The 25,056-nt window shown below is 74.5% G+C and carries 18 protein-coding genes and 1 pseudogene; 7 read left to right on the forward strand and 12 right to left on the reverse strand.

Features of this window, described 5'->3' with window-relative positions; translation table 11 throughout:
* Nucleotide 1 precedes the first annotated feature (1 nt).
* Nucleotides 2-742 (forward strand): sirohydrochlorin chelatase, encoded by a 741-nt coding sequence (locus ACIF8T_RS14555; RefSeq protein WP_400034816.1) that lies wholly within the window; start codon nucleotides 2-4, stop codon nucleotides 740-742.
* Between the two features lie 77 nt (nucleotides 743-819).
* On the opposite strand, the gene ACIF8T_RS14560 is transcribed toward ACIF8T_RS14555, so the two are convergent.
* Nucleotides 820-1,833, reverse strand: a complete 1,014-nt coding sequence (locus ACIF8T_RS14560; RefSeq protein WP_400034818.1) for a ketopantoate reductase family protein — start codon at nucleotides 1,831-1,833, stop codon at nucleotides 820-822.
* Between the two features lie 38 nt (nucleotides 1,834-1,871).
* On the opposite strand from ACIF8T_RS14560, the gene ACIF8T_RS14565 reads away from it, so the two are divergent.
* Complete coding sequence (locus ACIF8T_RS14565; RefSeq protein WP_400034820.1) at nucleotides 1,872-2,714, forward strand: aldo/keto reductase; 843 nt, start codon at nucleotides 1,872-1,874, stop codon at nucleotides 2,712-2,714.
* A gap of 26 nt (nucleotides 2,715-2,740) precedes the next feature.
* Here ACIF8T_RS14565 and ACIF8T_RS14570 read toward each other — a convergent pair whose 3' ends face one another.
* Entirely contained in the window at nucleotides 2,741-3,121 is a 381-nt protein-coding gene (locus tag ACIF8T_RS14570; RefSeq protein WP_400034822.1) for a DUF4440 domain-containing protein, read from the reverse strand.
* A complete protein-coding gene (locus ACIF8T_RS14575) occupies nucleotides 3,114-3,662 on the reverse strand; it encodes a DUF1697 domain-containing protein (protein WP_400034824.1) in 549 nt (182 codons plus the stop codon). The genes ACIF8T_RS14570 and ACIF8T_RS14575 overlap by 8 nt, the downstream gene beginning before the upstream one ends.
* 402 nt (nucleotides 3,663-4,064) lie before the next feature.
* Here ACIF8T_RS14575 and ACIF8T_RS14580 point away from each other — a divergent pair, with 402 nt between their 5' ends.
* Nucleotides 4,065-6,314 (forward strand): MMPL family transporter, encoded by a 2,250-nt coding sequence (locus tag ACIF8T_RS14580; protein WP_400034826.1) that lies wholly within the window; start codon nucleotides 4,065-4,067, stop codon nucleotides 6,312-6,314.
* Between the two features lie 60 nt (nucleotides 6,315-6,374).
* On the opposite strand, the pseudogene mgt reads toward ACIF8T_RS14580, so the two are convergent.
* The 4 genes and pseudogenes from mgt to ACIF8T_RS14600 form a co-directional block, all read right to left on the reverse strand.
* Nucleotides 6,375-7,617 (reverse strand): annotated as a pseudogene (gene mgt, locus ACIF8T_RS14585) (macrolide-inactivating glycosyltransferase).
* Nucleotides 7,618-8,081: 464 nt separating this feature from the next.
* Nucleotides 8,082-9,362: an ABC transporter substrate-binding protein gene (locus ACIF8T_RS14590; RefSeq protein ID WP_400034828.1), complete on the reverse strand. Its 1,281-nt coding sequence runs from the start codon at nucleotides 9,360-9,362 to the stop codon at nucleotides 8,082-8,084.
* Nucleotides 9,362-10,195, reverse strand: coding sequence for a carbohydrate ABC transporter permease (locus tag ACIF8T_RS14595; protein WP_400034830.1), 834 nt, complete (start codon nucleotides 10,193-10,195; stop codon nucleotides 9,362-9,364). The genes ACIF8T_RS14590 and ACIF8T_RS14595 overlap by 1 nt, the downstream gene beginning before the upstream one ends.
* Nucleotides 10,192-11,130, reverse strand: a complete 939-nt coding sequence (locus ACIF8T_RS14600) for a carbohydrate ABC transporter permease (protein ID WP_400034832.1) — start codon at nucleotides 11,128-11,130, stop codon at nucleotides 10,192-10,194. Before ACIF8T_RS14600 ends, ACIF8T_RS14595 begins: the two co-directional genes overlap by 4 nt.
* A gap of 180 nt (nucleotides 11,131-11,310) precedes the next feature.
* Here ACIF8T_RS14600 and ACIF8T_RS14605 point away from each other — a divergent pair, with 180 nt between their 5' ends.
* Nucleotides 11,311-12,174, forward strand: a complete 864-nt coding sequence (locus ACIF8T_RS14605) for a phosphotransferase enzyme family protein (RefSeq protein WP_400034834.1) — start codon at nucleotides 11,311-11,313, stop codon at nucleotides 12,172-12,174.
* 88 nt (nucleotides 12,175-12,262) lie between these two features.
* Here the strand turns inward: ACIF8T_RS14605 and ACIF8T_RS14610 are convergent, their stop codons facing one another.
* Nucleotides 12,263-13,201 (reverse strand): alpha/beta hydrolase, encoded by a 939-nt coding sequence (locus ACIF8T_RS14610; RefSeq protein ID WP_400034836.1) that lies wholly within the window; start codon nucleotides 13,199-13,201, stop codon nucleotides 12,263-12,265.
* Nucleotides 13,202-13,695: 494 nt separating this feature from the next.
* On the opposite strand from ACIF8T_RS14610, the gene ACIF8T_RS14615 reads away from it, so the two are divergent.
* Nucleotides 13,696-15,336, forward strand: coding sequence for a LuxR C-terminal-related transcriptional regulator (locus ACIF8T_RS14615; protein WP_400034838.1), 1,641 nt, complete (start codon nucleotides 13,696-13,698; stop codon nucleotides 15,334-15,336).
* Nucleotides 15,337-15,450: 114 nt separating this feature from the next.
* On the opposite strand, the gene ACIF8T_RS14620 is transcribed toward ACIF8T_RS14615, so the two are convergent.
* The 4 genes from ACIF8T_RS14620 to ACIF8T_RS14635 form a co-directional block, all read right to left on the reverse strand.
* Nucleotides 15,451-16,182 carry a 3'-5' exonuclease gene (locus tag ACIF8T_RS14620; protein WP_400034840.1) on the reverse strand — a complete coding sequence of 244 codons (732 nt, stop codon included), beginning with the start codon at nucleotides 16,180-16,182 and terminating at the stop codon, nucleotides 15,451-15,453.
* 117 nt (nucleotides 16,183-16,299) lie between these two features.
* Nucleotides 16,300-17,538 carry an SAV2148 family HEPN domain-containing protein gene (locus ACIF8T_RS14625; RefSeq protein ID WP_400034842.1) on the reverse strand — a complete coding sequence of 413 codons (1,239 nt, stop codon included), beginning with the start codon at nucleotides 17,536-17,538 and terminating at the stop codon, nucleotides 16,300-16,302.
* Between the two features lie 104 nt (nucleotides 17,539-17,642).
* Nucleotides 17,643-19,010, reverse strand: a complete 1,368-nt coding sequence (locus ACIF8T_RS14630; RefSeq protein ID WP_400034844.1) for a copper amine oxidase — start codon at nucleotides 19,008-19,010, stop codon at nucleotides 17,643-17,645.
* A 55-nt stretch (nucleotides 19,011-19,065) separates the two neighbouring features.
* Complete coding sequence (locus ACIF8T_RS14635) at nucleotides 19,066-19,920, reverse strand: Tat pathway signal sequence domain protein (RefSeq protein WP_400034846.1); 855 nt, start codon at nucleotides 19,918-19,920, stop codon at nucleotides 19,066-19,068.
* Between the two features lie 180 nt (nucleotides 19,921-20,100).
* Between ACIF8T_RS14635 and glgX the strand changes: the two genes are divergently transcribed.
* Together glgX and treY are read left to right on the forward strand one after the other, a co-directional pair.
* Nucleotides 20,101-22,239, forward strand: coding sequence for a glycogen debranching protein GlgX (glgX, locus tag ACIF8T_RS14640; RefSeq protein WP_400034848.1), 2,139 nt, complete (start codon nucleotides 20,101-20,103; stop codon nucleotides 22,237-22,239).
* A 160-nt stretch (nucleotides 22,240-22,399) separates the two neighbouring features.
* Entirely contained in the window at nucleotides 22,400-24,787 is a 2,388-nt protein-coding gene (treY, locus tag ACIF8T_RS14645) for a malto-oligosyltrehalose synthase (protein ID WP_400034850.1), read from the forward strand.
* The last annotated feature ends 269 nt before the right edge of the window (nucleotides 24,788-25,056 follow it).

Here is a 25,056-nt window from a genome sequence, read left to right on the forward strand (position 1 = left end):
CATGACCCAGCAGCCGGTCCTCCTCGTCATCGCCCACGGCAGCCGCGACCCGCGGCACGCCGCGACCGTGCACGCCCTGGTGCGCCGGGTGCGGTCGCTGCGCCCGGACGTCCGCGTGGAGACCGGCTTCCTGGACTTCAACGTCCCCTCGGTGCAGGGGGTGCTGGAGTCGCTGGCGGTCCAGGGCGTGCGGGACGTGGTGGCCCTGCCGCTGCTGCTCACCCGCGCCTTCCACGCGAAGGCGGACATCCCGGCGGTCCTCGCGGACGCCCCCGCGCAGCTGCGGATCCGCCAGGCGGAGGTGCTGGGCCCCTCGCCGCTGCTGCTGTCGGCGCTGGAACGCCGGCTGTACGAGGCGGGGCTGAGCCCCGCCGACAAGTCCTCGACCGGGGTCGTCCTGGCCTCGGCGGGGTCCACCGACCCGGAGGCGATCGCAGTGATCGCTGACATCGCGCGGGAGTGGCGGCACACCGGCTGGTGCGCCGTGCGGCCTGCGTTCGCCTCCGCGTCCCTTCCCCGTACGCAGGACGCGGTACGGGAACTGCGGGCGCTGGGCTGCGCCCGTGTCGCGGTCGCCCCGTACGTCCTGGCCCCCGGCTTCCTGCCGGACCGCATCGCGCGGGGCGCGGCGGAGGCGGACGTCCTCGGCGGTGTGCTCGGCGCCGCGCCGGAGGTCGCCCGGGTGCTGCTGGAGCGGTACGACGCGGCGCGCGTGCCGGTGCTGGCGGCGGTCGGGGCCTGACCGCTTTCCGGTCCTCCCTCCTGACGGCCGGCGCCCGGCCCGTGCCGGTCCTCGGTCCCGCGGTCCGGCGGTCCGCTTCAGCTCGCGCGCTCGGCCTCGTCGCACAGCCGCGCCAGTTCCTCCAGGGGCAGGGAGCCCGGGGCCCGGCGCTCGCGGGCGAAGGTGTTCGCCAGGTGCTGGAGCAGTTCGTTCAGCGGGGTGGGGACGCCGTGCAGCCGCCCCAGCAGGACGATCTCCCCGTTGAGGTAGTCGGCCTCGATGGTGCCGGTGGCGCGGCTGAGGGACTGCCAGGAGGAGCCGCCGCCGCGCGGGGCGCCCGCCAGCGGCACCTCCCGGATCTTGTCGCCGCGCACCCGGCGCTGCTCCTCCGGGCTCGCGTGGGCGATCCCGGCGGCGTCCAGCACCGCCTCCCCCTCGGCCCGCACCCGCGCGTACAGCGCCCGGGCCTCCTCGCCGTCGCGGGCGCCGGCGACGGCCTCCAGCGCGTTGGCGAGGTTGCCCAGCAGTTTGGCGTACTGCCAGCGGGCCACGTCCGGCACGACCGGGGCCTCGAAGCGCGCCGCCTCCAGGTCGGCCGCGATCAGCCGGGCGGTGTCGTCCGTGCCGTGCGGGTGGCGGCCCAGGTGCAGCACACCGGTGAGCGGGGTGCCGGCGGCGGAGACGACGCCCGGTTCGACGTGGGTCGCCGGCAGCCAGACGCAGACGCCGTAGACGCGGCGGAAGCGGCGCAGGGCGAGGCGCTGGCTCTCCACGCCGTTCTGGGCGCAGACCAGGGGCAGGCGCTCGGCCGCCGTGCCGCCGCCCGCGACCGGGGCCGGGCCCCAGGCCCGCAGCGCGGCCTCGGTGTCCTGGGTCTTGACGGCGAGGACGAGGACGTCGTCGGGCCGCAGCGCGCCGAGCGCCCCGGGCCCGTCGACGGTGGGCAGCCGGTACGTCAGCTCCCCCTCCGGCACCCGCAGCCGCAGCCCGTGCTCCCGCAGCGCGTCGTGGTGCGCGCCCCGCGCGACCAGGACCACCTCGCGCCCGGCCTGGGCCAGCCGCCCGCCGACGGCACCGCCGACGGCCCCCGCTCCGATGATGATGTAGCGCATGGGACGAGCCTGGCACAGCCGGGTGTACCCTCCGGCAAATGATCGATCAAGTTTTCGCGCTCGGCGGCGAGTTGACGGTCCGGCGCCTCGGCTACGGCACGGCCCAGCTCACCGGCCCCGGCTACTGGGGCCCGCGGGGCGACGCCCGGGACGCGGTGGCGGTGCTGCGGCGGGCGGTCGCCCGCGGCGTCACCCTGATCGACACGGCCGACAACTACGGCCCGTCGCTCGCCGAGGAGCTGGTGGCCGAGGCGCTCCGGCCCGGTCCGCCCGGCGTGGTGGTCGCCACCAAGGGCGGGGTGGTGCGGACGAGCGAGCGCGCCTGGCACGTCGACGGGCGGCCGGAGCGGCTGCGGGCGATGTGCGAGGCGAGCCTGAGGCGGCTGCGGCGGGACACGATCGACCTCTACCAGCTGCACCGGCTGGACCCCGCGGTGCCGCTCGCCGAACAGCTGGGCGCGCTGCAGGAGTTGCGGGCCGAGGGCAAGATCCGGCACATCGGTCTGGACACCGTCACCGCCGAGCAGTTGTCCGCCGCCCTGGAGCTGGCGGACATCGCGTCCGTCCAGAACCGCTACCACCTCCTCGACCGCTCCTCCGAGCCGTTGCTGAAGCTGTGCGAGGCGCGCGGCATCGCGTTCCTGCCCTGGTTCCCGCTCGGCAACGGGGCGCTGACGGCCGACCCGGTGTGCGCCTCGGTCGCCGCCGCGCACGGGGCCACGCCGGGCCAGGTCGCCCTGGCCTGGCTGCTGCACCACTCCCCCGTGCTCTGCCCGACACCCGGCACGGGCTCCCTCGCGCACCTGGAGGAGAACCTGGACGCGGCGGCCCTGCGGCTCGCCCCGGAGGAACTGTCCCGCCTGGACGCGCTGGGGGCCTGAGGCGGAGGGCGGCCCCGGCCGGGCGGTCAGGTCCGCGGGGCGTCGAACGGCGTGGCCTGGTGGAAGTACAGCAGCCAGCCGTCCCCGGTCAGCCGCCACAGCGAGCTGCGGTGCGCCCGCCTGCCGTGGTGTTCGGTCGCGAAGGTCAGGTGGACGACGTCGGGGGCGAGCTGCACGCCCCGCGGGCGGGAGATGACGACGGGCGCGGTCCCCGGGCCGGTCTCCCCGCCCTCGGTCAGCGCGGCGATGACCGAGGCGCGGTCCCAGTGCCGCCCGGACGCGCCGAACTCGTGGAAGTCGGGGTGCAGCAGCGCTCCGAGCCGTGCGGGCGAGCGGCGCACCTGCGGGTCGAGCAGGGCCAGTTCGCGCCGGACGGCGGCGTCGACGGCCGCGGTGGGCTCAGGCACCGGTCATCTCCACGAGCTTGACGACGGTGTTCCAGTTGCGGGTGGTGGCGATCAGGCCCTCGGTCGTGCGGGGCCGGGCGAGGAGCCCGGCGAGCCGGGAGCGGCCGAGGCCGTCGGGCGCGTAGAGGTACAGCGCGCGGTCGCCGAGCCGGAACTCCTCGGGGAGGCAGGCGGCCCGGTCGATCTCCGCGAAGCGCCCGGCGTCGACGGGGGCGGAGAAGTAGGTGACGTGCAGTTGCCTGGGCCGCAGGTCGGCGGCCGGGAACGGGCAGGCGTCGGCCACCGCCTTCAGATAGGCGTGGTCGCGCACGATCACGTCGGCGCGGAAGCCGAAGTGCCGCTCGATCGCCCCGGAGATGCCGGCGGCCAGCGACGCCTCGTCGCCGCGGCCGGTGGTGAACACGGCCTGGCCGCTCTGCAGGTAGGTGCGGACGCCGCCGTGGCCGAGGCCCTCCAGGAGCGTGCGCAGCTCCGCCATCGGGACCTTCCTGCTGCCTCCGACGTTGATCCCGCGCAGCAGCGCCGCGTATGTCGTCGTCATCCGCCCACGATAGGCGGCCGTCGTGCCCCGTGGGGGCGGGCACGACGGCCGCCGTCCGCGCGGGGCGGACTCCCGGAAGCCTGGCCGACCGGCGGGGTGTGGATCAACCGCTTCACGCGCCTGTGACTTATTCAACAAGCCTGTGCAACGACAAAGAGGATCTTCGCCGCCGGACCGGACACCCCCGTCCGGCGGCCGTCCCTCACGCGCGGCCCCGAGGTGCCCGGATAGGTGTAAGGGGCTCCGGTCCTCCCCAGTGCTGAGGGCGCGGGGGCCGAGGGGATGACGAACGGCCGTGCCGGGTCACCGGGCAGCACGACGAGATGTCCTTATCCGGTCCCTACTGTCGGAACGGAGGGTGGCGGCAGGGGGCCGGCACCGCGGACGAGGGGGCAGCCCGTCATGGGGAACGGAGATACACGGGTGCGGGGCATCGCCGCGCGGGCCGGCGGTTGGAGCGCCCGGCACCGATGGGCGGCCGTCGGCATCTGGGTGCTGTTCGTGGTCCTGGCCATGGGGCTCGGTTCGGCGGCCGGCCGCGTCGACGTCAGCGACAGCGACCAGCTCAAGGGCGAGACGCACACCGCCGCGAAGATCGTCGAGGACGCGGGGATCGACGAGCCGGCCGGCGAGACCGTGCTGGTGCAGGCCAGGGACGGCGGCATGCGGGCCACGGACGCCGAGTTCCGGGCCGCCGTCACCGCGGTCGTGCGGGCGGTGGAGGAGACCGGCGAGGTCACGGACGTGGCGTCGCCGTACGACACGGGCACGATCTCCGAGGACGGGCACAGCGCGCTGGTGCAGTTCGACATGCGCGGCGACGCCGACACCGCGGGCGAGCGGGTCGAGCCGGTGCTGAAGGCCGTCGAGGACGTCCAGAAGGACCACGGGTCGCTGCGGATCGAGGAGATCGGCGGCGCCAGCATGATGAAGACGTTCGACGACGCGTTCGGCGACGACTTCAAGAAGGCCGAGTACTCCGCGGTGCCGGTGGCCCTCGGCATTCTGCTCATCGCCTTCGGCGCGCTGGTGGCGGCGCTGCTGCCGGTGCTCCTCGCGATCACCGCGATCATGGCGACGATGGGCCTGATGGGCGTGGTCAGCCACGTCATGCCGATGAGCGACACCGCCAACTCGGTGATGCTGCTGGTGGGTCTGGCCGTCGGCGTCGACTACTGCCTGTTCTACCTGCGCCGGGAACGCGAGGAACGGGCGGCCGGCCGGGACGCGCAGACGGCCCTGCGGATCGCCGCCGCCACCAGCGGCCGCGCGATCGTCGTCTCCGGTGTCACGGTGTGCGTGGCGATGGCGGGCATGCTGTTCACGGGGCTCGCCGAGTTCGAGGCGATGGGCCTGGCCTCGCTGATGGTCGTCGCGGTCGCGATGGTCGGTTCGGTGACCGTGCTGCCCGCGCTGCTGTCGCTGCTGGGCGAGCGGGTCGAGAAGGGCCGGCTGCCGTTCCTGCGCCGCCGCCGGACGAGCGGCAGCGGCGACAGCCGGTTCTGGACGGCGGTGCTGCGGCGCGTGCTCGCCAGGCCGGTGGTCTCGGTCGTCGTCGCGACCGGCGCGCTGCTGGCGGTCGCCGCTCCCGCGCTCGGCATGAAGACGCAGAACCTCACCCTGGACCAGGAGTTCGGCGACTCGCTGCCGATCGTCCAGACGTACAACCGGGTCAACGAGGCCTTCCCGGGCGGCTCGGAGCCCGCCGAGGTGGTCGTCAAGGCGGACGACATCAACGCGCCGGAGGTGAAGGCGGCGCTCGCCGACTTCCGTGAGCGGGCGATCGGTTCGGGCGCCTCGCGCGGCCCGGTGGAGATCAAGCTGCACGACGCGCAGAACGTCGCCTTCGTCTACGTCCCGCTGGTCGGCGGCTCCGACCAGGACAAGGCGGGCGCGAGCCTGGAGAAGCTGCGCGACGAGGTCCGGCCGGCCATGCTCGGCAAGGTCGAGGGGCTCCAGGCGCCGATCACCGGCCAGGTCGCGGGGTCGCACGACTTCAACGACCAGCTGGTCGGCTCGGTCGTCCCGGTCTTCGTCTTCGTCGTGGTCTTCGCCTTCCTGCTGATGCTGCTGTCGTTCCGCTCGCTGACCATCGCCGTCACGTCGATCGTGCTGAACCTGCTGTCGGTGGGCGCGGCGTACGGCATCCTCGTCGGGGTCTTCCAGCACGGCTGGGGCGCGTCGCTGGTGGGCGCGGAGGGCGTCGGCGCGATCATCACCTGGCTGCCGCTGTTCCTCTTCGTGATCCTGTTCGGCCTGTCGATGGACTACCACGTGTTCGTGGTCTCCCGGATCCGCGAGGCGCGGCTGCGGGGCCGGACGACCAGGGACGCCGTCCAGCACGGCGTGGTCACCACCGCCGGGGTCGTCACCAGCGCCGCGGTCATCATGGTCGCCGTGTTCGCGATCTTCGGGACGCTGTCGATGCAGTCCATGAAGCAGATGGGCGTCGGTCTCGCGGCGGCGGTGCTCATCGACGCGACGATCATCCGGGGCGTGCTGCTCCCGGCGGTGATGGCGCTGCTCGGCGAGCGCAACTGGTACCTGCCGAAGTGGCTGCACCGGCTGCCGGACCTCACGCACGACGAGACGCCGGAGGCCGTCGTCGCGGCACCCGGGGCACGCGGCGAGGGCGAACCGCTGAAGGTCTGATCCCGCCCCCTTTCCGAGGGCCCGCCGGTTCCTGCCGGAACCGGCGGGCCCTGCCGTGCGCTACGCCCTCCGGCGGCCGGGCAGTTCCGCCTCGATGAGGTCGGCGGCCCGCCGGGTGCCGCCCTCCCCGGCCATCCCCGCCCGGACCTCCGCCAGGCGGCGGGCGACCTCCGGGTCGTCGACGAGCGCGAGGGCCGCCGCGCGCAGCGCCTCGGCGGTGGCCTCCTCGGCGGGGAGGTGCCGGGCGACGCCGAGCGCCTGGAGCATGTCCGCGTTGCCGAACTGGTCCACGGCCTGCGGCACGGCGATCATCGGCGTGGCGGTCGCGAGGCCCTCCTGGCTGCCGCCCGCACCGGCGTGGGTGACGAACAGGTCGGCCTGCCTCAGGATCGCCAGCTGCGGGACCCAGGAGTGCACTTCGATGGTGTCCGGCACCTCCCCCAGCTCGGCCGGGTCGATGTGCCGGCCGATCTGGAGCACCACGTGCCAGCCCGGCAGCCCGCCGAACGCCTCGACGCACGCCCGGTAGAAGCCGGGCTGCTTGGTGAAGGCCGACCCGAGCGAGACGAGCACGACCTTCTCCGCGTCCGCGGGCCGCCGCCAGTCGCCCTCGGCGGCGCGGTCGCCCTGGCAGGCGCCGACGAAGGTGTACACGGTCTCGTCGACCCGGTCGGCGTGCGGCTGCAGCACCCTGGGGATCAGGACGAGGGAACGGGCGGGCCGGCCTACGAACGGGTCGGGGTGCTCGGTGATCCCGTTCTCCTCCAGCCACGCCCGGAAGCGGGCGTAGTAGGCGCGGCCGCGCTCGGTCTTCTTCGGCTCCGCCCACATCGGCTCGGCGACCTCCTCCTCGTACCCCTCCCAGGCCACCAGGTTCGGCGACAGGGAGACGGCGGGCACGCCCCAGCGGTGGGCGAGGACGCGGGCCGGGTACGAGGTGATGTCGTGCAGGACGAGGTCCGGCTCGTCCCCCTCGTACGCCTCGATCAGCTGCGGCAGCGCCTGGATCGCGTCGTCGAGGAAGGGCTCCACGTTGTCCAGCAGCGTGCTCCCCCACGCCTCGGGGTCGTCGTCGGGCGAGGGCAGGGTGGAGGTCCACAGCCGCGGCTCCGCCCCGGTGGCGGCGACCTTCTCCGCGAAGACGGGCGGGATCGCGTACGTCACCCGGTGGCCGCGCGCGACGAGCTCGCGGATCACCTCCAGACTCGGGTTCACGTGGCCGTGGGCGGCGATGGAGAACATGGCGATGTGCGCGGGACTGGTCATGCCTCCGACCGTAGACGAGACGATACGTCTCGTACAAATCTTTTTCGCGTCCGGTCCGCCGGCGTCTCGTGCGGCCGCAGCCAGGACCGCTGAGCCCCTCCTCGACGAGCCCGCCCGGGTCCGGGCGGGCGGCCCGGGACGCCGCGTCCACCCGGCGCCGGAGGAGCCCGGCTCGGCGAGGTCCCGCCGGCCGCGCAGGACGGGGCGTCCGGCAGGGGGTGCGGCGGCGTTCGCTGCGGAGGATCCCGGCGTCGGCGCGCGGCACCGGCCGGACCGCGTGGCGGCCGACCCGGCCGCCGGCCGTGGCGGGGCCAGGTCAGGACCGCGGGCAGCGTCCACCGGCCGTGGCCGCCGGTGCGCCCGCGGGCGTCCGCCGGCCGGGCGATCGGCGGGGCATCGGCCGGGGCGGGCGCGGGCCGGCGACGGGTCTTCCGGCGGGGGCGCCCCGCCGGGCGGGGGCGGCGCCCGTGCCGGCGGCGGGCTTCCCGTCCGGGCGGCGCCTCAGCGCTGGTAGCGGGCGAGCACCAGGTTGCCGTCCTCCTCCAGCCGTTCGCGCAGGCCGGCCAGGCCGATCGCCCCGCTGTAGTACTCCTGCAGGGCCGGGGTCGCCACCTTGTCCTTCCACTCGGGATAGCCCCGCACGGTCTGGGCGGGCGCCGGGCGCAGGTGGGCGGCGAGGGCGGTGCCGGTGGCCCAGCCGTGCTCGGCGGTGCGCAGCGCCGGGTCCCTCAGCGCCTCGGTGCCGGTGGGCAGCATCCAGTCGCCGAGGGCGAGGCGGACCATGTTGCGGGGCTGGAGCAGGAAGTCGAGGAAGGCGGCCGCCTCCTCCTTGTGGGGGCAGTCCTCGGCGATGGAGAGCGTCTGCGGGCTGACGCCCTGGGTGAGTCCGCCGGCGCCGGCCGGGGCGGGCAGCACCTGCCAGTCGAAACCCTCCGGGGCCTGCTGCACGATCTGCTGGCGGTAGGAGAAGCCGAGCGGGACCATCGCGTACCGGCCGCCGAAGAAGCCGGGCAGGGTGTCGGAGCCGCCGCTGCCCAGCGTCGACGGGGACGCGCTGCGGTCGGTGTTGACCTGGTCGTGCAGGGTGCGCGGCACCACCTGGTCGGCGGCCTCGAAACGGACGGTCACCTTTCCGTCGGGGCCGCGGTGGAAGAGCCGGCCGCCCGCCGACAGCGACAGGTTGAGCGTGGCGGACACGGGGTCCTTCAGCGGCCAGGCGATCCCGTACCGGCCGTTCCCGCTCAGGTCCTTGGTCACCTGCCGGAACTCCGCCCAGCTCCACGGCCGTTCGGGGGTCGGGATGCGCACGCCGGCCTCCCTGAGCCGGGTCGCGTCGGCAACGAGCACCCGCGGTTCCTGGAGGAAGGGCACGCCGTAGATCCCGTCCCCGAACGTGGTGGTCCGCCAACTGCGCTCGGGGATGGCGGACTTCAGCCGCGCGGGCAGCAGGCCGGTGAGGTCGGCGAGGTGACCGCCGTAGGCGAAGTCGGCGAGGTCGTCGGAGGCGTCGTGGATGACGTCGGGTGCCTCGCCGCCCTCGAAGGCGGTGAGGAGCTGGTCGTGGACGCTGTCCCAGCTGCCCTGGACGTACTCGACGCGGACGCCGGGACGGGCGGCGTTCCACTCGGCGACCAGTTCCTCGGTGACCCGGACCGACTCCTCCTGCCAGGCCAGGGACTGGAAGCGCAGGGTGATCCGGCCGTCGTCGGGCGCACCGCCCGGGGTGCAGCCCGCGAGCAGCAGCAGGACGGCGACCACCACGGCCGGCACGCGGGCGCGCATCAGCCCTTCACCGCCCCGGCGAGCAGGCCGCCCGTGATCCGCCGCTGGATGACCGCGAAGACCACCAGCGAGGGCAGGGTCGCGAGGAACGCGGCCGCCGCGAGCGGGCCGAGGTCCGCGACGCCCTCGGCGCCGATGAAGTGGGTCAGCACGACCGGCAGGGTCTGCTTCTCCGGCGTCTTCAGCAGCACCAGCGCGAAGAAGAACTCGTTCCACGCGGTGACGAACGCGAACAGGGCCGTCGCGACGATCCCCGGCGCGAGCAGCGGCGCGGTCACCGACACCAGCGTCCGCAGCCGCCCGGCCCCGTCGACCGCGGCCGCCTCCGCCAGCTCGGCCGGCACCGCCCTGACGTACCCGACGAGCATCCACAGCGCGAACGGCAGCGCCCACACCACGTACACCATGACCAGGCCGGGCACGGAGTCCACCAGCCGGAGGTTCTTCAGCACCAGGAACAGCGGGATGATCAGCAGCACGAACGGGAACGCCTGGCCGGCCACCACCCATCCGGTGGCCGCCCGGGCGAGCGCGGTGCGGTGCCGGGCCATGACGTACGCCATCGGGGTCGCGACGGTCACGGCGATCACCGCCGCGCCGAGCGCGGCGAGCAGGGAGTTGAACCCGGCGCGCAGCAGCGGCTGTTCGTCGAAGGCCTGCCGGAAATGGGCGAGGGTGGGGTCGCGGGGGATCCAGGCCGGGTGGAGGGCGGCGAGTTCGCGCGGCGGTTTGAACGCCGTGGAGATCAGCCAGAGGAACGGCAGGGCGAGGAACGCGAGGTACGCGAGCAGGGCGGCGTACTGGGCGACGCGCACGCCGGTACGGGTCCTCACGCGTCGTCACCTCCCTTCAGCCGGCCGGCGAGGAAGACGGCCAGCAGGACGGAGACCGCGGCGACCATGACGCAGCCCATGGCCGCCGCGTACCCGAACTGGCCGTAGCGGAAGGCCTCTTCGTAGGCGAAGAGCATGGGCAGGCGGGTGCGGCCGCCGGGACCGCCGCTGGTGAGCACGTACACCAGGGCGAAGGAGTTGAAGTTCCAGATGAAATTGAGCGCGGTGATCGCCAGGGCGACGGGGCGCAGGGCGGGCCAGGTGACCGCGCGGAAGCGGCGCCAGGCTCCCGCGCCGTCGACGGCGGCCGCGTCGTGGAGTTCGCGCGGGGTGTTCTGGAGTCCGGCGAGCAGCGCGACCGTCGTCTGCGGCATGCCCGCCCAGACGCCGACGACCACGACGGCGGGCAGGGCGGTGGCCAGGCCGCTGAGCCAGTCGCGTCCGCCGCCGAGGCCGAGGTCGCGCAGCGTCTCGTTGAGGACGCCCGCGTCCGGATGGTAGACGAGCCGCCACATCACGCCGACGACGACCTCGGGCATCGCCCAGGGGACGATCGCCAGCGCGCGGGCCAGCCAGCGCAGGCGCAGCTCCTGGCCGAGCAGCAGGGCGAGGCCGAGCGCGAGCAGGAACTGCGGCACGGTGACCCCGACCGCCCACACCAGGCCGATGCGGAACGACTCCCAGAACAGCGTGTCGTGCAGCAGGTCCCGGAAGTTGAGGAGGCCGATCCACCGCGTGGGCGTGGTGCGGCCGGACTGCGCGTCGGTGAACGCCAGCGAGACGCCGTACAGCAGCGGCCCGACGCTCAGCACGAGGATGGGGAGCAGGGCGGGCAGGACGAGGAACCAGGCGCCGAAGCCGGTGCCGGTGCGCCGCGCCCGGTCCGGGCCGGGCGCGGGGCGGGCCGACCGTCTCCGCTCGGTCAGCGGCGTCACGCGATCAGCCCTTCTGCGCGGCTCGGGCGGACCTCGTCATGGTCGTGAACGCCGGGTGCCCCGTCAAGGCACCGCGCACCGCTGCGACCTGTACGAATGCGACACTGGCCGTCGGATGGCCGGAACGTGACGGCCGTCCGGGCAGGGACGCGAGGTCGAGGACGGCACGGAGGCGGACGGATGGACGAGGCACGGGCCCGGGAGGTACTGGCCGTGGCCGGGGTGCTGCCCGGCGCGGCACGGGAGGCGCGGCTGATCGCCCTGGGCGAGAACGCGGTGTTCGCCGCCGGTGACCTGGTCGTCAAGGTGGGCCGGGACGCCGCGCTCCTGGAGCGGGCCCGCCGCGAGCTGGCCGTCGCCGCGTGGCTCGCCGAGGCGGGCGTGCCGGCGGTCCGGGCGGCCGCGCCCGAGGCACTGCTGGCTGAGGGGCACCCGGTGAGCGTGTGGCACCGCCTGCCCGATCCCGTACGGCCCGCCGAGCCGCGGGACCTGGCCGGACTGCTGCGGGCCGTCCACGCGCTGCCCGCGCCCCCGTTCGCGCTGCCGCCGCGCGATCTGCTGGGCGGGGTGGAGCGCTGGCTGCGGCTGGCGGGCGACGCCGTCGACCCGGCGGACGCGGCGTACCTGCGGGAGCGCCGGGACGGTTTCGCCGCCGCGGCCGCCGCGCTGACGCCGCATCTGCCGCCGGGCGTCATCCACGGCGACGCGCTGCCCCGCAATGTGCACGTCGGCCCCGACGGGCCGGTCCTGGTCGACCTGGAGACCTTCTCCGCCGACCTGCGCGAGCACGACCTGGTGGTCATGGCCCTCTCCCACGACCGCTACGGGCTCCCCGAGGAGGCCTACGACTCCTTCGTCGCGACGTACGGCTGGGACGTGCGCGGGTGGGAGGGCTGCCGGGTGCTGCGGGGCGCCCGGGAGACGGCCAGTTGCGCGTGGGTCGCGCAGCACGCCCCGGGCAACCCGAAGGCGCGGGCCGAGTTCGAGCGGCGCGTGGCGTCCCTGCGGGAGGGGGACGCGACGGTGCGCTGGTACCCGTTCTGAGCGGTCGTGCCGGGACGGCGTGCCCGGCACGCGGCGCCGCCCGCCGTCCCGCGCCGGGTGGCGGCGGGACGGCGGGCGGCGGCCGGGGTCACATGGTGTGCGGGCAGTTGCCGCGGTACTCCTCGATCGTCAGGCTCGGCCGCGGCAGCGGGCACAGGAACTGGTCGTAGCGGGTGTCGTTGTCGATGTACCGCTTCAGCCAGCTGATGCTGTACTTCGCGATCGTCGTGTCCGACGTGTTGGGCGTGAAGTGGGTGGCGTTGTTCAGCTCCAGGTACGCCCGGTCCAGCGAGGACGGCAGGGTCTGGTAGAAGGGCTCCGAGTGCGACGAGACCGGGGCGATGCTGTCGCCGTCCGCCCCGATGATCAGGGTGGGCGTCTGGATCTCCGGCCAGGTCTTGTCCAGGTTCCACGGCGTCAGCGGGATGGCGGCCTGGAGCGAGGGCCGGTCCTTGGCCGCCTCCAGCGAGCCGCCGCCGCCCATCGAGTGGCCCATCACGCCGAGCCGGGTGCTGTCCACCCGGCCGCGCACCGAGCTGCGCTGGGTGAGGTAGTCCAGCGCGGCCAGCAACTGGTCGCCGCGGGAGGCGGGCTGGTCGGAGGTGGTGTTGGTGTCGATGGTGAACACCACGAAGCCCTGCGAGGCGAGCCGCGGCCCCAGCCAGGCGATCGAGGACTGCCGCGCGGTGTACCCGGGGGAGATCGCCACGGCGCCGAACGTGCCGTCGGCGGTGCTGGTCGGGTAGTAGATGGTGCCGCCGCCAAAGCCGGTGACGGAGAGCGAGGAGACGCTGGTCTGGGAGACGGCGTACGGGCCGCGCGTGGCCGTGACGCTGCTCTCGGTGGGCGCCGGGCCCCGCTCGTAGGGGTTCTCGGCGGCGTTCGCGCCGCCGGTGAGCGTGGTCGCCAGGCCGGCGAGCGCCGCCGCGGACGCGAGGAGGCCCAGGAGCGGGCCGCGGGACCGGCGGCGGTGCCGCGCGGGGCCGTCCGCCGGGACGGGCGTGGACGACCGGGGAGTTGCCTGCATGAGCGGTTTCCTCTCACCTCGTCCCCTGACGGCGGGTGCGCGGGCGGGCCCGGAGCCGGGCGCCCACGGGTCGCTGACACGTGTCGCCGGCCGTGCACCGCGCCGTCGAGGAGGTCGAGGAGGACGGTGGTTCGTGGTCGTGCCGGCGTCCGGGCCGTACGCGGCGGCAGGGGCGTGGGGCGCCCCTGGTCCGCACGGGAGATCGCCCGGTCGGACGCCGTGCGGCCGGTTCCCGGGCCGTCCCGGGCCGACCGGCCGCGCTCAGCGTAGGAGCCCGGCCGCCTCCTGGGCATCGGTGGAATCACCGGTCTCACAGCCCACGCTCAGCGAACCGGCCGCGCGGCCCGGTCCCCGCCGGCTTCCGTCTCTTCCCGTGTGAGAAGCGGCCGTCCGCGCTGCGTACTTCTTCGCCGTACCTCCCTCTCGTTTTCACCGTGACGTCTCCGAACCCTCTGTTACGCTGCGCAAACGCAGGACAGAAAGCGGCGCTGAACGTGGACGATCAGACAGCCGGCGCGGTCTGCGACCGGGCCTCGCAGTTGCTGAGGGCCGCCGAGCGTGCCCGGCACGGCGGGAACACCCGCCGGGCGCTCGCCCTGGTCGTGGCCGCCCAGGGCACGGCCGGTGACGACGCCCCGCTGCGCGCCCGGGCCGAACTCCTGCGCGGCACGCTCCTGCTGGGCGACGGCCCCGCGGCCGACGCCCACCAGACCCTGCTGCTCGCCGCCGAGTCGCTGGCGCCGTACGACACCGAGGGCACGCGGCAGGCCCTCGCGGCGGCGGCCGAAGCCGCCTGGGCCGCGGGCGACCTCACCGGATACCTCCAGACACTGGACCGCTCCGCCGAACGTCCCGCGCACCCGGCGGCCGCCCGTCCCGAGGACACCGGCCCGGACGACGGGCCGTCGCCGTGGAGCGCCTTCCGCGCGGGCATGCGCCACGTGGTGCTCGGCGACTTCGCCCGGGCGGCGGTGGAGCTGGAGCCGCTGCTCGGCGCCGCGGCGCGGACCCGGGAGCCGGACGACCTGCTGGGCGCCGGCCGCGCGGCCCTGGTGCTGGGCGACATCCCCGCCGCGCGGCGGCTGCTCGGCCGGGCCCTGGCGGCCGCCGGCGCCCGGGGCGTGTCCTGGCCGGCCGCCCGCATCCTGGAGTACCTGGCCTACGCCGAACTGCGCGCCGGCCGCCACCAGCAGGCCCGCGCCCACGCCGAGGAGGGGCTGCGCGCCGCCCGCCGGCTCGGACAGCGCAACGTCGCCGCGCAGCACCACGCCCTGCTGGCCCTGGTCTTCTCCCTGGTGGGCGCCGACTCCGCCACGGAACACCACGCGAAGGCCGCCCTGTCGGTCGCCCGGCCGCACGGGCTGGTCCAGGTGAGCACCCTGGCGGAGTGGGCCCGCGCCCGCGCCGACCTGGGCCACGGCCGGGCCGAACAGGCCGCGGTCCGTCTCGCCCCGCTGCTCAGACCGGGGCCCCGGCGCGGACACTTCGGCTTGTGGATGCTCGCGGTGCCGTGCCTCGTCGAGGCGACGGTCCTGGCGGGGCTCGACGAGGACGTCACCGACATGGTCGACCTGTACGCGGGGTGGGCGGCCCTGGGCGCCGATCCGCAGGCCCCGGCCCAGCTGACCCGCTGCCGGGCCCTGACGGCGGCGCGGGACGAGGACTGCGACGCGCTGTACCAGCGGGCCCTGGCGGAGCACGAGGCCGCCGACGGCCAGTTCGAGCACGCCCGCACGCTCCTGTCCTACGGCATGTGGCTGCGCCGCCGGCGCCGGCCCCTGGAGGCCCGGCAGCGGCTGCGGGCCGCCCTCGTGGGCTTCGAGCGCTGCGGCGCCCTGCTGTGGGAGAAGCGCACCCGGTCCGAGCTGCGGGCCGCCGGCGACAGCGCGGCCGGCGACGACGCCGGCGCCCTGGGGCGGCTGACCCCGCAGCAGTTGCGGGTGGCGGAACTGGTGGCGTCGGGCGCCACCAACCGCGAGGTGGCCACGCGGCTGTCGCTCAGCCCCCGGACCGTGGACCACCACCTGCGCAACGTCTTCAGCCGGCTGGGCGTCCGCTCGCGGGTCGAGCTGGCCCTGCTGATGAACGGCGGCGCGGCGGACCGGGGCGGCGGCAGCGGGGCCGGGGACGCCTGACCGGCGGCGGCCCGCCGGGGCCGGCCGCCGGCGGCGCACCGGGGCTCGCCGGCCGCCGGAGCAGGATTCTCAGGAGCCGGGGCCGCAGGAGCCGGGGCCGCCGGGCCGGGACCGTCAGCCCTGTCGGATCCCCTGGTCCGCCAGCTCCCGCACCGGCCACGTCCCGTCCACGACCGCGTCCGCCTCTCCCTTGCCGCGCAGGAAGCTCTGGAAGTCCGCCGCCCACTGCGCGTACCACTCGATCTGGCGGCGGTGCAGCTCCGCCGGGCCGAGGGCCGCGATCTTGGGGTGGCGGACGGCTATCGCACCGGCCAGGCGGGCGGCGGCGAGCGCGTCGGCCATGGCGTCGTGCGCGGTGTCGAGGGCGACGCCGTACTCCGCGCAGACCGCTTCGAGGTTGCGCTTGCCGCGGCGGTAGCGGTCGACGGAGCGGTCGATGGTGTAGGGGTCGATGACCGGGGCGGGATCGACCCCGCCGAGGCGGTCGCGCAGCGACGGCAGGCCGTGGCGCCGCAGTTCGGCGGAGAGCAGGGTGAGGTCGAAGGCCGCGTTGTACGCGACGACCGGCACCCCGGTCCTCCAGTGGGCGGCGAGGACGTCGGCGATGGCGTCGGCGACCTGGTCGGCCGGGCGGCCGTCGGCGGCCGCCCGCTCGTTGCTGATGCCGTGCACCGCCACCGCGTCCGCCGGGATGGGCACCCCGGGGTCGGCCAGCCACTCCTGGCGCCCCATCGGCTCCCCGTCCCGGACCTCGATCACGGCGCCCGTGACGATGCGCGCCTCGCGCGGATCGGTCCCCGTCGTCTCCAGGTCGAAGCCGATCAGCAGCTCCCGGTGCCAGCCCATGGACGGCCCCCTTCTCGTGGTGCGTTCCCCCGGTGGCCTCCACCTTCGCACGGGCCACTGACAACCAGGGGGCCGCGCCCCGCTTGTGCCCCGGAACCACCGGATGGCACGGGCGGTTCACGACACCGGCCGCGAATCCGCCCACATCACTTCGAATTCCTCACGATAGGTGGGGAAAAGTCCGCCTTCGTCCACTTGATCCGATGTGACGACTCTGGTGCCGTTGCGCAGGACGAGGACGGGCGCCTCCATCCCCCGCGTACGGCGCAGGTAGTTCTGCACCACCGCGATGCCGTCCGCGCCGTCGCCGTCGACGAGGTACGCCGTGAAGCGGGGGGTCTCGTCGAAGACCTGGATCTCGAAGGCGCCCGGATCGCGCAGCCGGGCCCGGACCCGGCGCATGTGCAGGATGTTCATCTCGACCGCGCGGCCGAGCTCGCCGCGCTTGATGCCGAGTTCGCGCTCGCGCCGCTTGACCGCGCTGGAGGCCGGGTTGAGGAACAGCAGCCGTACCCGGCAGCCGGACTCGGCCAGCCGCACCAGGCGCCGCCCGGAGAAGTTCTGCACGAGCAGGTTGAGCCCGATGCCGATGGCGTCCAGGCGGCGGGCGCCGTCGAAGATGTCCTCCGCCGGGAACTGGCGCAGCAGCCGCACCCGGTCCGGGTGGACGGCGACCACGTCGGCGTACCGGTCGCCCACCAGGTCCTCGACGGCGTCGGTGGGCAGCCGGCGCGCGGAGGGCACGTCGCCGCCCGCGCCGAGCATCTCCAGCAGCCGGGCCGAGGCGCGCTCGGCCTGGCCGAGGACCGCCTCGGACAGGGCCCGGTTGCGGGAGACGACGTTGCGGGTGACCTCCAGCTCGTCCAGGGCCAGTTCGACGTCCCGCCGGTCGTCGAAGTACGGCGCGAAGCACGGCCAGTGCTGCACCATCAGCTCGCGCAGCTGCGGCAGGGTGAGGAAGCTGAGGACGTTGTCGTCGGCCGGGTCGAGCAGGTAGCCCTTGCGGCGGCTGACCTCGCGGACCGCGACCGCGCGCTGCACCCACTCCTGCCCGGCGGGTCCGGCGGCGGCGACCACCCAGTCGTCGCCGTGCACCGGTTCGTAGACGGGGCGCAGCACAGCGGCCACGACCGCGCGCAGCCGCTGTTCGACGAGGTTCAGCCAGATGTAGGCGCGGCCGGCCCGCTGGGCCCGGGTGCGCACCTCGCGCCAGGCGTCGGCGCCCCAGTCCAGTTCCGGACCGATCGAGCCCGCGTCCATCGGCCGCGCCAGGGACACGGCGCCGGGCGGGACGTCTGCGGAGTTCCCCTCGTGACCCTCGTCACCAGGGGGCAGCTCCAGCCCTCCCGAGCCCACCCGCGCACCGCCTTCCGCTCCCCCGAGCACCCACCGTCCCAACGATCAAGGAAGGGTACTCCGCGAGCGGTGCGCGGTGCAGCCCGATGGACAGGCTCGTTGCCTCAACTGCCGTCCCGGGGCCGTCCGTTCTGGTCCGCCAGCTCCTTCGGAGTGAGCGGATTCATAGCGGTGACGTCACGCGGTGCGAGGGAGAATCCCTGCCAGTGCACCGGCATCGGCTGCTGGTCCTCGTCCCGCGCGACGTGGTGGAAACCGATGTTCATCCAGACCACGGGGTGGGTGAGGGTCTGCCCGTCGACCCACTTGTCGACGGACCTGCCGTGCCCGGCGCCGCAGTTGCCGGGGTTGTTGCTGGCGTACTGCTCGCACTTGGCGTACTGGGTGAAGTACACGTCGTGCTTGGTGTAGCTGCGGCCGGGGTACTTGGTGGTGGCGCCGGGGACGAGTTCGTAGCTGCGCGGGTGGCCGTCCTTGTTCTTGCCGGTGCCGCTGACCACCCGCCACCAGCGCATGTTCTTCGCGTCGCCCGCGAGTTCCTTGGTGATCCTGGTCCGGGTGGTCTTGTTGGTCGGCGCCTCCTGGCCGCGCGCGGGCGGGCTGACCTTGGAGTCGTACTGCTCGATCTTCGTCTTGGAGGAGCCGTCCAGGGCGAAGTTGAGCCGCCAGAAGACGTTGTGGCTGTGGCTGGTGGCGTACGCCTCGGCACCCTTGCCGAGGGGCCAGCCGCGGCCGTCGCCGGCGTCGTAGTCCACCGGCGAGAGGCTGCCGGTCGCGCCGACGTTGGTGGTGATGGTGCCGTCGTCCTGGAAGCGCCACTCGGTGATGTACTCGTACCAGCCGACCTGGTTGACGGTGTAGACGAGCAGGTCCTTGCCCTGCGCCTGGTAGACCTTGGCCGCGCTGTCGCCCTGCATGCGGTAGGCGTGTCCCCGCGCACGCGTGGTGGTGCACAGGCCCTTGACGTCCGCGTCCTGCGGGTCCCAGGCGTCGGGGACCCTGACCGTCTTGATGGTGCCGCCGGGGCACTCGCCCGGCGCCAGGTCCATCAGGCCCTTGCCGAAGTCGTAGCCCGTGAGGTCGTCGTACTCGACGTTGCCGTCGTCGTACGGCACGTGGATCTGGGCGAGCTTGGCGCTGGTGAGGACCTTGATCGGGCGGGTCTCGCCGGGCGGCTGGTAGGAGATGTCCTCCAGGACGAGCCCGGCCTTGCTCTCGTAGTGCCAGCACATCCGCCAGGTGGTGCCGGAGGCGAGCTTGCGTTCGATGCGGTAGGCCGCGCTGCAGTCGGCGGCCGGGGCGGGGGCGGCCTGCGGGCGGGCGGGTGCCGCGGCCGGCTGGGCGGCGGCCGGTCCCGCGCCGGCGGCGGCCCCGGCGGCCAGCGCGCCCACGGCGAGGGCCAGGGCCGCCCGGCTGCGGGCACGGCTGGTTCTCGGCGCCCGGAGGGCGCCGGTGGAGGACTTCACGGGCATGACGGAGTGACTCCCCTGCAGGAGGTACGGACGGCGGACGGGGCGGGACCGCGGCTCAGCGGTCGAGGCGGGCGACCTTGCCCGCGCTCAGGTCGATCACCAGCGAGCGGGCGTCGATCCAGGGACCGTTCTTCACCTTCGGGAAGAGCCGCGCGCAGCGGTGCTCGCCGCACCGGGCGACGGCGGCGTCCCCGGCGCCGGGGACGGCCCGGTAGATCATGGCGGACAGCCGGAGCTGGTCCGGTGAGGTGAGCTCGTCGCCGGTGGCGTCCTGGTAGTCCGCCTTCAGGCCCGCGCCCAGCGGGTCGGCGATCAGCAGCCGGGCGGCCTCGGTCTGCTCGGCGCGGCTCAGCGGCGGCTGGACGCCGCGCTGGGTGCCGGTCCGCTCGACCTTGCCGGTGTCGAGGTTCACGGTCCGGGTGACGAGGGTGTCGTCGTCGTAGTCGTAGAAGGTCACGTCGGCCCGGCGGGGCGCGCCGGGCGTGTCGAGCTCGGCGGCCTCCGGTTCGGCCAGCTCGACGCCGAGCCGCTGCGGGCCCCGGTCCCCGTCCACGTCCTCGCTCGCCCGGAACAGCTCCCGGTTCAGGGCGATCTTCGCCACCCGTTCGATCTCGTCGCCGGTCAGCGGGTCGCGGCCGGTGCCGCGCTCGCCCTGCTCGGGCGGTGCCTCGACGACGCCGGGCGCGACGGCCGCGCCGTTCTCCCCGGCGGCGGCCCCGTCCGGGCCTCCCCGTTCCTGGTCCCCCCGCCCCTGGGCGGCCGGCCGGTCCGCCCGGCCCTGCGCGGGCCCGGTCTCGCCGGCCCCCGCCGTGCCCGGCAGGGTCACGGCGATCATCGCGGCGGTCGCCGCCACCGCGACGCCCGCACCGGCCACCACCTTGCCCAGGTGGCGGTGCACTATCGTGCGCACATCATCCCCCTACTTCCCGAATGCCCCGGAAGTGTCTTGTCGTCCCACTGGTTCGGCATACCGCGTATGCACTGGTCGATCGGTAAGAGGGATGTAAGTCATAGGTGGTTCCTTCACTTTCCGGGAGACTCGGGGTCAAGGCGTCCCCACCGGCGCCGCTCACCTGAAAGAGTCGTATCCATGCAGGTCTGGCCTGGAGAGGCGTATCCACTCGGTGCCACGTACGACGGCGCCGGCACGAACTTCGCGGTCTTCACGGAGGCCGCGGACCGAGTAGAGCTGTGTCTGCTGCACGACGACGGCTCGGAGACCGCGATCGAGCTGCGCGAGAGCGACGCGTTCGTCCGGCACGCGTACCTGCCCGGCGTGATGCCGGGGCAGCGGTACGGGTTCCGGGTGCACGGCCCGTACGCCCCCGAGCGGGGGCTGCGGTGCAACTCCGCGAAGCTGCTGCTCGATCCGTACGCGCGTGCGATCAGCGGTTCGATCCGCTGGGGCGAGGAGGTGTACGGCTACCACTTCGACGATCCCGACCGGCGCAACGATCTGGACTCGGCGCCGCACACGATGACATCGGTCGTGGTCAATCCGTACTTCGACTGGGGCGACGACCGGCTGCCGCGGATCGACTACCACCACACGGTGATCTACGAGGCCCACGTCAAGGGCCTCACCATGCGGCACCCGGGGCTGCCGGAGGAGCTGCGCGGCACCTACGCGGCCCTCGCGCACCCGGCGATCATCGAGCACCTGACGAAGCTCGGGGTCACGGCGCTGGAGCTGATGCCGGTCCACCAGTTCGTCAACGACCACCGCCTGGTCGACATGGGCCTGAACAACTACTGGGGCTACAACACCATCGGTTTCTTCGCCCCGCACAACGCGTACGCCTCCTGGGGCGACCGCGGGCAGCAGGTCCTGGAGTTCAAGTCGGCGGTCAAGGCGCTGCACGAGGCCGGGATCGAGGTGATCCTCGACGTGGTCTACAACCACACCGCCGAGGGCAACCACCTGGGCCCGACGCTGTCCTTCAAGGGCATCGACAACCCGCGCTACTACCGGCTCACGGACGACCCCCGTTACTACATGGACACGACAGGGACCGGGAACTCCCTGCTCATGCGGTCCCCGCACGTGCTCCAGCTGATCATGGACTCGCTGCGGTACTGGGTCACCGAGATGCACGTCGACGGGTTCCGCTTCGACCTGGCGGCGACCCTGGCCCGGCAGTTCCACGAGGTGGACCGGCTGTCGTCGTTCTTCGACCTGGTCCAGCAGGACCCGGTGGTCTCCCAGGTGAAGCTGATCGCCGAGCCCTGGGACGTCGGCGAGGGCGGCTACCAGGTGGGGAACTTCCCGCCGCTGTGGACCGAGTGGAACGGCAAGTACCGGGACACCGTGCGGGACCTGTGGCGGGGCGAACCGCGCGCGCTGGCGGAGTTCGCGTCCCGGCTGACCGGCTCGTCCGACCTGTACCAGGACGACGGGCGGCGCCCGCTGGCCTCGATCAACTTCGTGACCTGTCACGACGGCTTCACCCTGCACGACCTCGTGTCGTACAACGAGAAGCACAACGAGGCCAACGGCGAGGACAACCGGGACGGCGAGAGCCACAACCGGTCCTGGAACTGCGGCACCGAGGGCGAGACCGACGACCCGGACGTGCTGCGGCTGCGGGCCCGGCAGATGCGCAACTTCATCGCGACGCTGATGCTGTCCCAGGGCGTGCCGATGATCAGCCACGGCGACGAGTTCGCGCGCACCCAGCGCGGCAACAACAACGCCTACTGCCAGGACAACGAGCTGGCCTGGCTGGACTGGCCCGAGCTGCCCGACGACGAGGAGGCCCCGGGCGACCTGCGCGGGGACCTGCTGGCCTTCACGCGCGCGATGGTGTGGCTGCGCAGGGACCACCCGGTCCTGCGCCGCCGCCGCTTCTTCCACGGGCGGCCGGTGGAGGGCACCCACGACGACCTGTCCGACATCGCCTGGTTCACCCCCGAGGGCCGGGAGATGACCCAGCGCGACTGGGACTCGGCGCAGGCGTCGGCGCTGACGGTGTTCCTCAACGGCAACGCGATCTCGGAGCCGGGCCCGCGCGGGGAGCGGATCACCGACGACTCGTTCCTGCTGATGTTCAACGCCTCGCCCGAGCCGCTGGAGTTCGTGGTGCCGGTCAACCACGGCCGCCAGTGGGAGGTCGTGGTGGACACCGCCCGCGCGGACGGCGTGCCGCCCGGCACGAGTGCGAAGGTGCAGGCCGGGGACCGGCTGACCCTGACCGACCGGAGCCTGACCGTGCTCCAGCGGCCCGTGTAGCACGGAACGCGCGCGTACCCGGCGGGCACGCGCGCGCGACGGCCCTCCTTCCGCGCCGGCCGCCCCCGTGGCGGCCGGCGCGCCACTCGTCCGGGCGACGCGCGGCGCACCTGGAGCGGGCGATGACACGAAATCCGGCGGGGCGGGTACGTACGTCTGCATGACACCTGAGCGACCTGACCCGACGGTGCCCACGGCCACGTACCGGCTGCAGCTCCAGCCCGAGTTCCCCTTCGCGGCCGCGGCGGCGGCCGTGCCCTACCTGGCGTCGCTCGGCGTCTCCCACCTGCACCTGTCCCCCGTCCTGGAGGCCGTGCCGGGCTCGCTGCACGGCTACGACGTGGTGGACCACGCGCGCGTGCGCGCCGAGCTGGGCGGCGAGGAAGGGCTGCGCGCGCTGTCGCGCACCGCGCGGGAGCACGGCCTGGGCCTGGTCGCGGACATCGTCCCGAACCACATGGCGATGGCCCCGCGCCACAACCGCGCCCTGTGGGAGGTGCTGCGGGAGGGACCGAAGTCGCCGTACGCGCGCTGGTTCGACATCGACTGGGAGGCGCAGGGCGGGCAGGTGCTGCTGCCGGTGCTCGGCGGGCCGCTCGGCGAGGTGATCGGCGAGCTGCGGGCCGACGGCGACGTCCTGCGCTACTACGACCACGTCTTCCCGCTGCGCGAGGGCACCGAGGACCTGCCGCTGCCCCAGCTGCTGGACGCGCAGTGGTACCGCCCGGTGTGGTGGCGGCTGGCCCGCACCGAGCTGAACTACCGGCGGTTCTTCAGCATCTCGGAGCTCATCGGGGTGCGGGTGGAGGACCCGGAGGTCTTCGAGGCCACCCACGCCACGATCCTGCGGCTGCTGCGCGAGGGCGTGATCGACGGGCTGCGCGTCGACCACCCGGACGGCCTCGCCGACCCCGACGCCTACCTCACGCGGCTGCACGAGGCGACCGGCGGGCGCTGGACGGTCGTGGAGAAGATCCTGTCCGACGGCGAGCACCTGCCGGCCGCCTGGCCGGTGGCGGGCACCACCGGCTACGACGCCCTGCGGCACGTCGACGGGCTGTTCACGGACCCCGCGGGGCTCGGGGAGCTGCTGGACGGCTACCGGCGCTTCGCGGCCCCGCAGACGGACCGGGGCGGGCAGTGGGAGGCGACGGCGCGGCGGGCCGCCTACAAGGTGCTCACGCACGAGCTGGCCGCCGAGGTCGACCGGCTGGTCCGGGTGGCGAACCGGCTGTGCGCCACCTCGCCGGACCCGGCGCTGCGCGACCGGGCGCCCTGGGCGCTGCGCACCGCGCTGCAGGAGCTCCTGGTCCGCCTGGAGGTGTACCGGCCGTACGCCTCCGTCGACGCGGGGTCCGTCGTGACGGAGGAGGCGGCGGCCGAGGCCCGGCTGGCGTTCGTCGTGCCCGAGGAGGCCGGCGCGGTCGGCGTCGTGCGGGACCTGCTGCTGGGGCGGTACGGCGACGGGCCGCAGCAGGTGGAGTTCCGCACGCGGTTCGCGCAGACGGCGTCGGCGCTGCGGGCCAAGGCCGTCGAGGACACGGCCTTCTACCGCTACGTGCCGCTGCTGTCGGCGACCGAGGTGGGCGGCAACCCGGGCAGCCCGGCGGTGTCCCCGGAGACCTTCCACGCGTACTGCGCGCGCCTGCAGCGCGACTGGCCGGCCACCGGGACGGTCGTCTCCACGCACGACACCAAGCGCAGTGCCGACGTGCGGGCGGCCCTGCACGTGCTCACCGAGTGCCCGGACCGCTGGGCGGACGTCCTGGCGGAGGTCACCCGCGACGGCGAGGGCGTCCCGGACGCGCAGCTGGCGTGGGCGGCCTGGCAGACCGTGTTCGGGCTCGGGCCCGCCGACGAGGAGCGGGTGCAGGGGGCGCTGCTCAAGCACGTGCGCGAGGCGGGGCTGTACACGAGCTGGACCGAGCAGGAGCCGCCCTACGAGGAGGCGGTGGCGCGGTTCGTGGCGCAGGGGCCGTGCGGGGTGCCGGGCGAGCGGGTGGCCGCGTTCCGGGAGTCCCTGGAGCCGCACGTCCGGGCCAACGTGCTGGGGACGGCGCTGGTGCACCTGACGATGCCGGGGGTGCCGGACGTCTACCAGGGCTCCGAGCACGAGTACCGGGCGCTGGTGGACCCGGACAACCGGCGGAGCGTGCGCTTCCCGGCCGGGGCGGCCGACGAGGCGTCCGGCGGGACGGAGGGGACGTCCGCGCAGAAGGCGGCGCTGACCCGGGCGGCGCTGCGGCTGCGCGCGCGGCGGCCCGGCGTCTTCGGCGGCACGGCGACGTACGAGCCGCTGGCCGCCGAGGGTCCGGCGGCGGCGCACTGCGTGGCGTTCGTGCGCTCCGGCGAGGTGCTCACGGCCGTCACCCGGCTGTCCCTGCGGCTGGCGGAGGCGGGCGGCTGGCGGGAGACCCGGCTGTCGCTGCCGCCGGGCCGGTGGGCCGACGTCCTGGAACCGGGCCGGGAGTTCACGGGGCACGCCCGCGTGGAGGACCTCTTCGGCCGGCTGCCGGTGGTGCTGCTGGAACGGATCGGCGAGGGGTGAGGCCGGGCTGCCGGCGGGGGGCTGTCCACGGGGGACCGCCCCTGCCGCGCGGGTCTCACGGACCGCGCGGGGGCGTTCCTGCCGCGCAGACCCTGCGGCACCCCGGCGGACCACGCGGGCCCGCCCCGCCCGCCGGAAGCACGGCACCGGCGTCCGGGCGGGTGCTCGCCCGGCTGCTGCCGGCCGCCGAGGTGCGGGCGGACGGCGTACGGGCGGGCGGACGGCGTACGGGCGGACGGACGGCGTACGGGCGGACGGACGGCGTACGG

The sequence above is a fragment of the Streptomyces sp. NPDC085946 genome, from assembly GCF_044540485.1.
GTDB lineage: Bacteria > Actinomycetota > Actinomycetes > Streptomycetales > Streptomycetaceae > Streptomyces.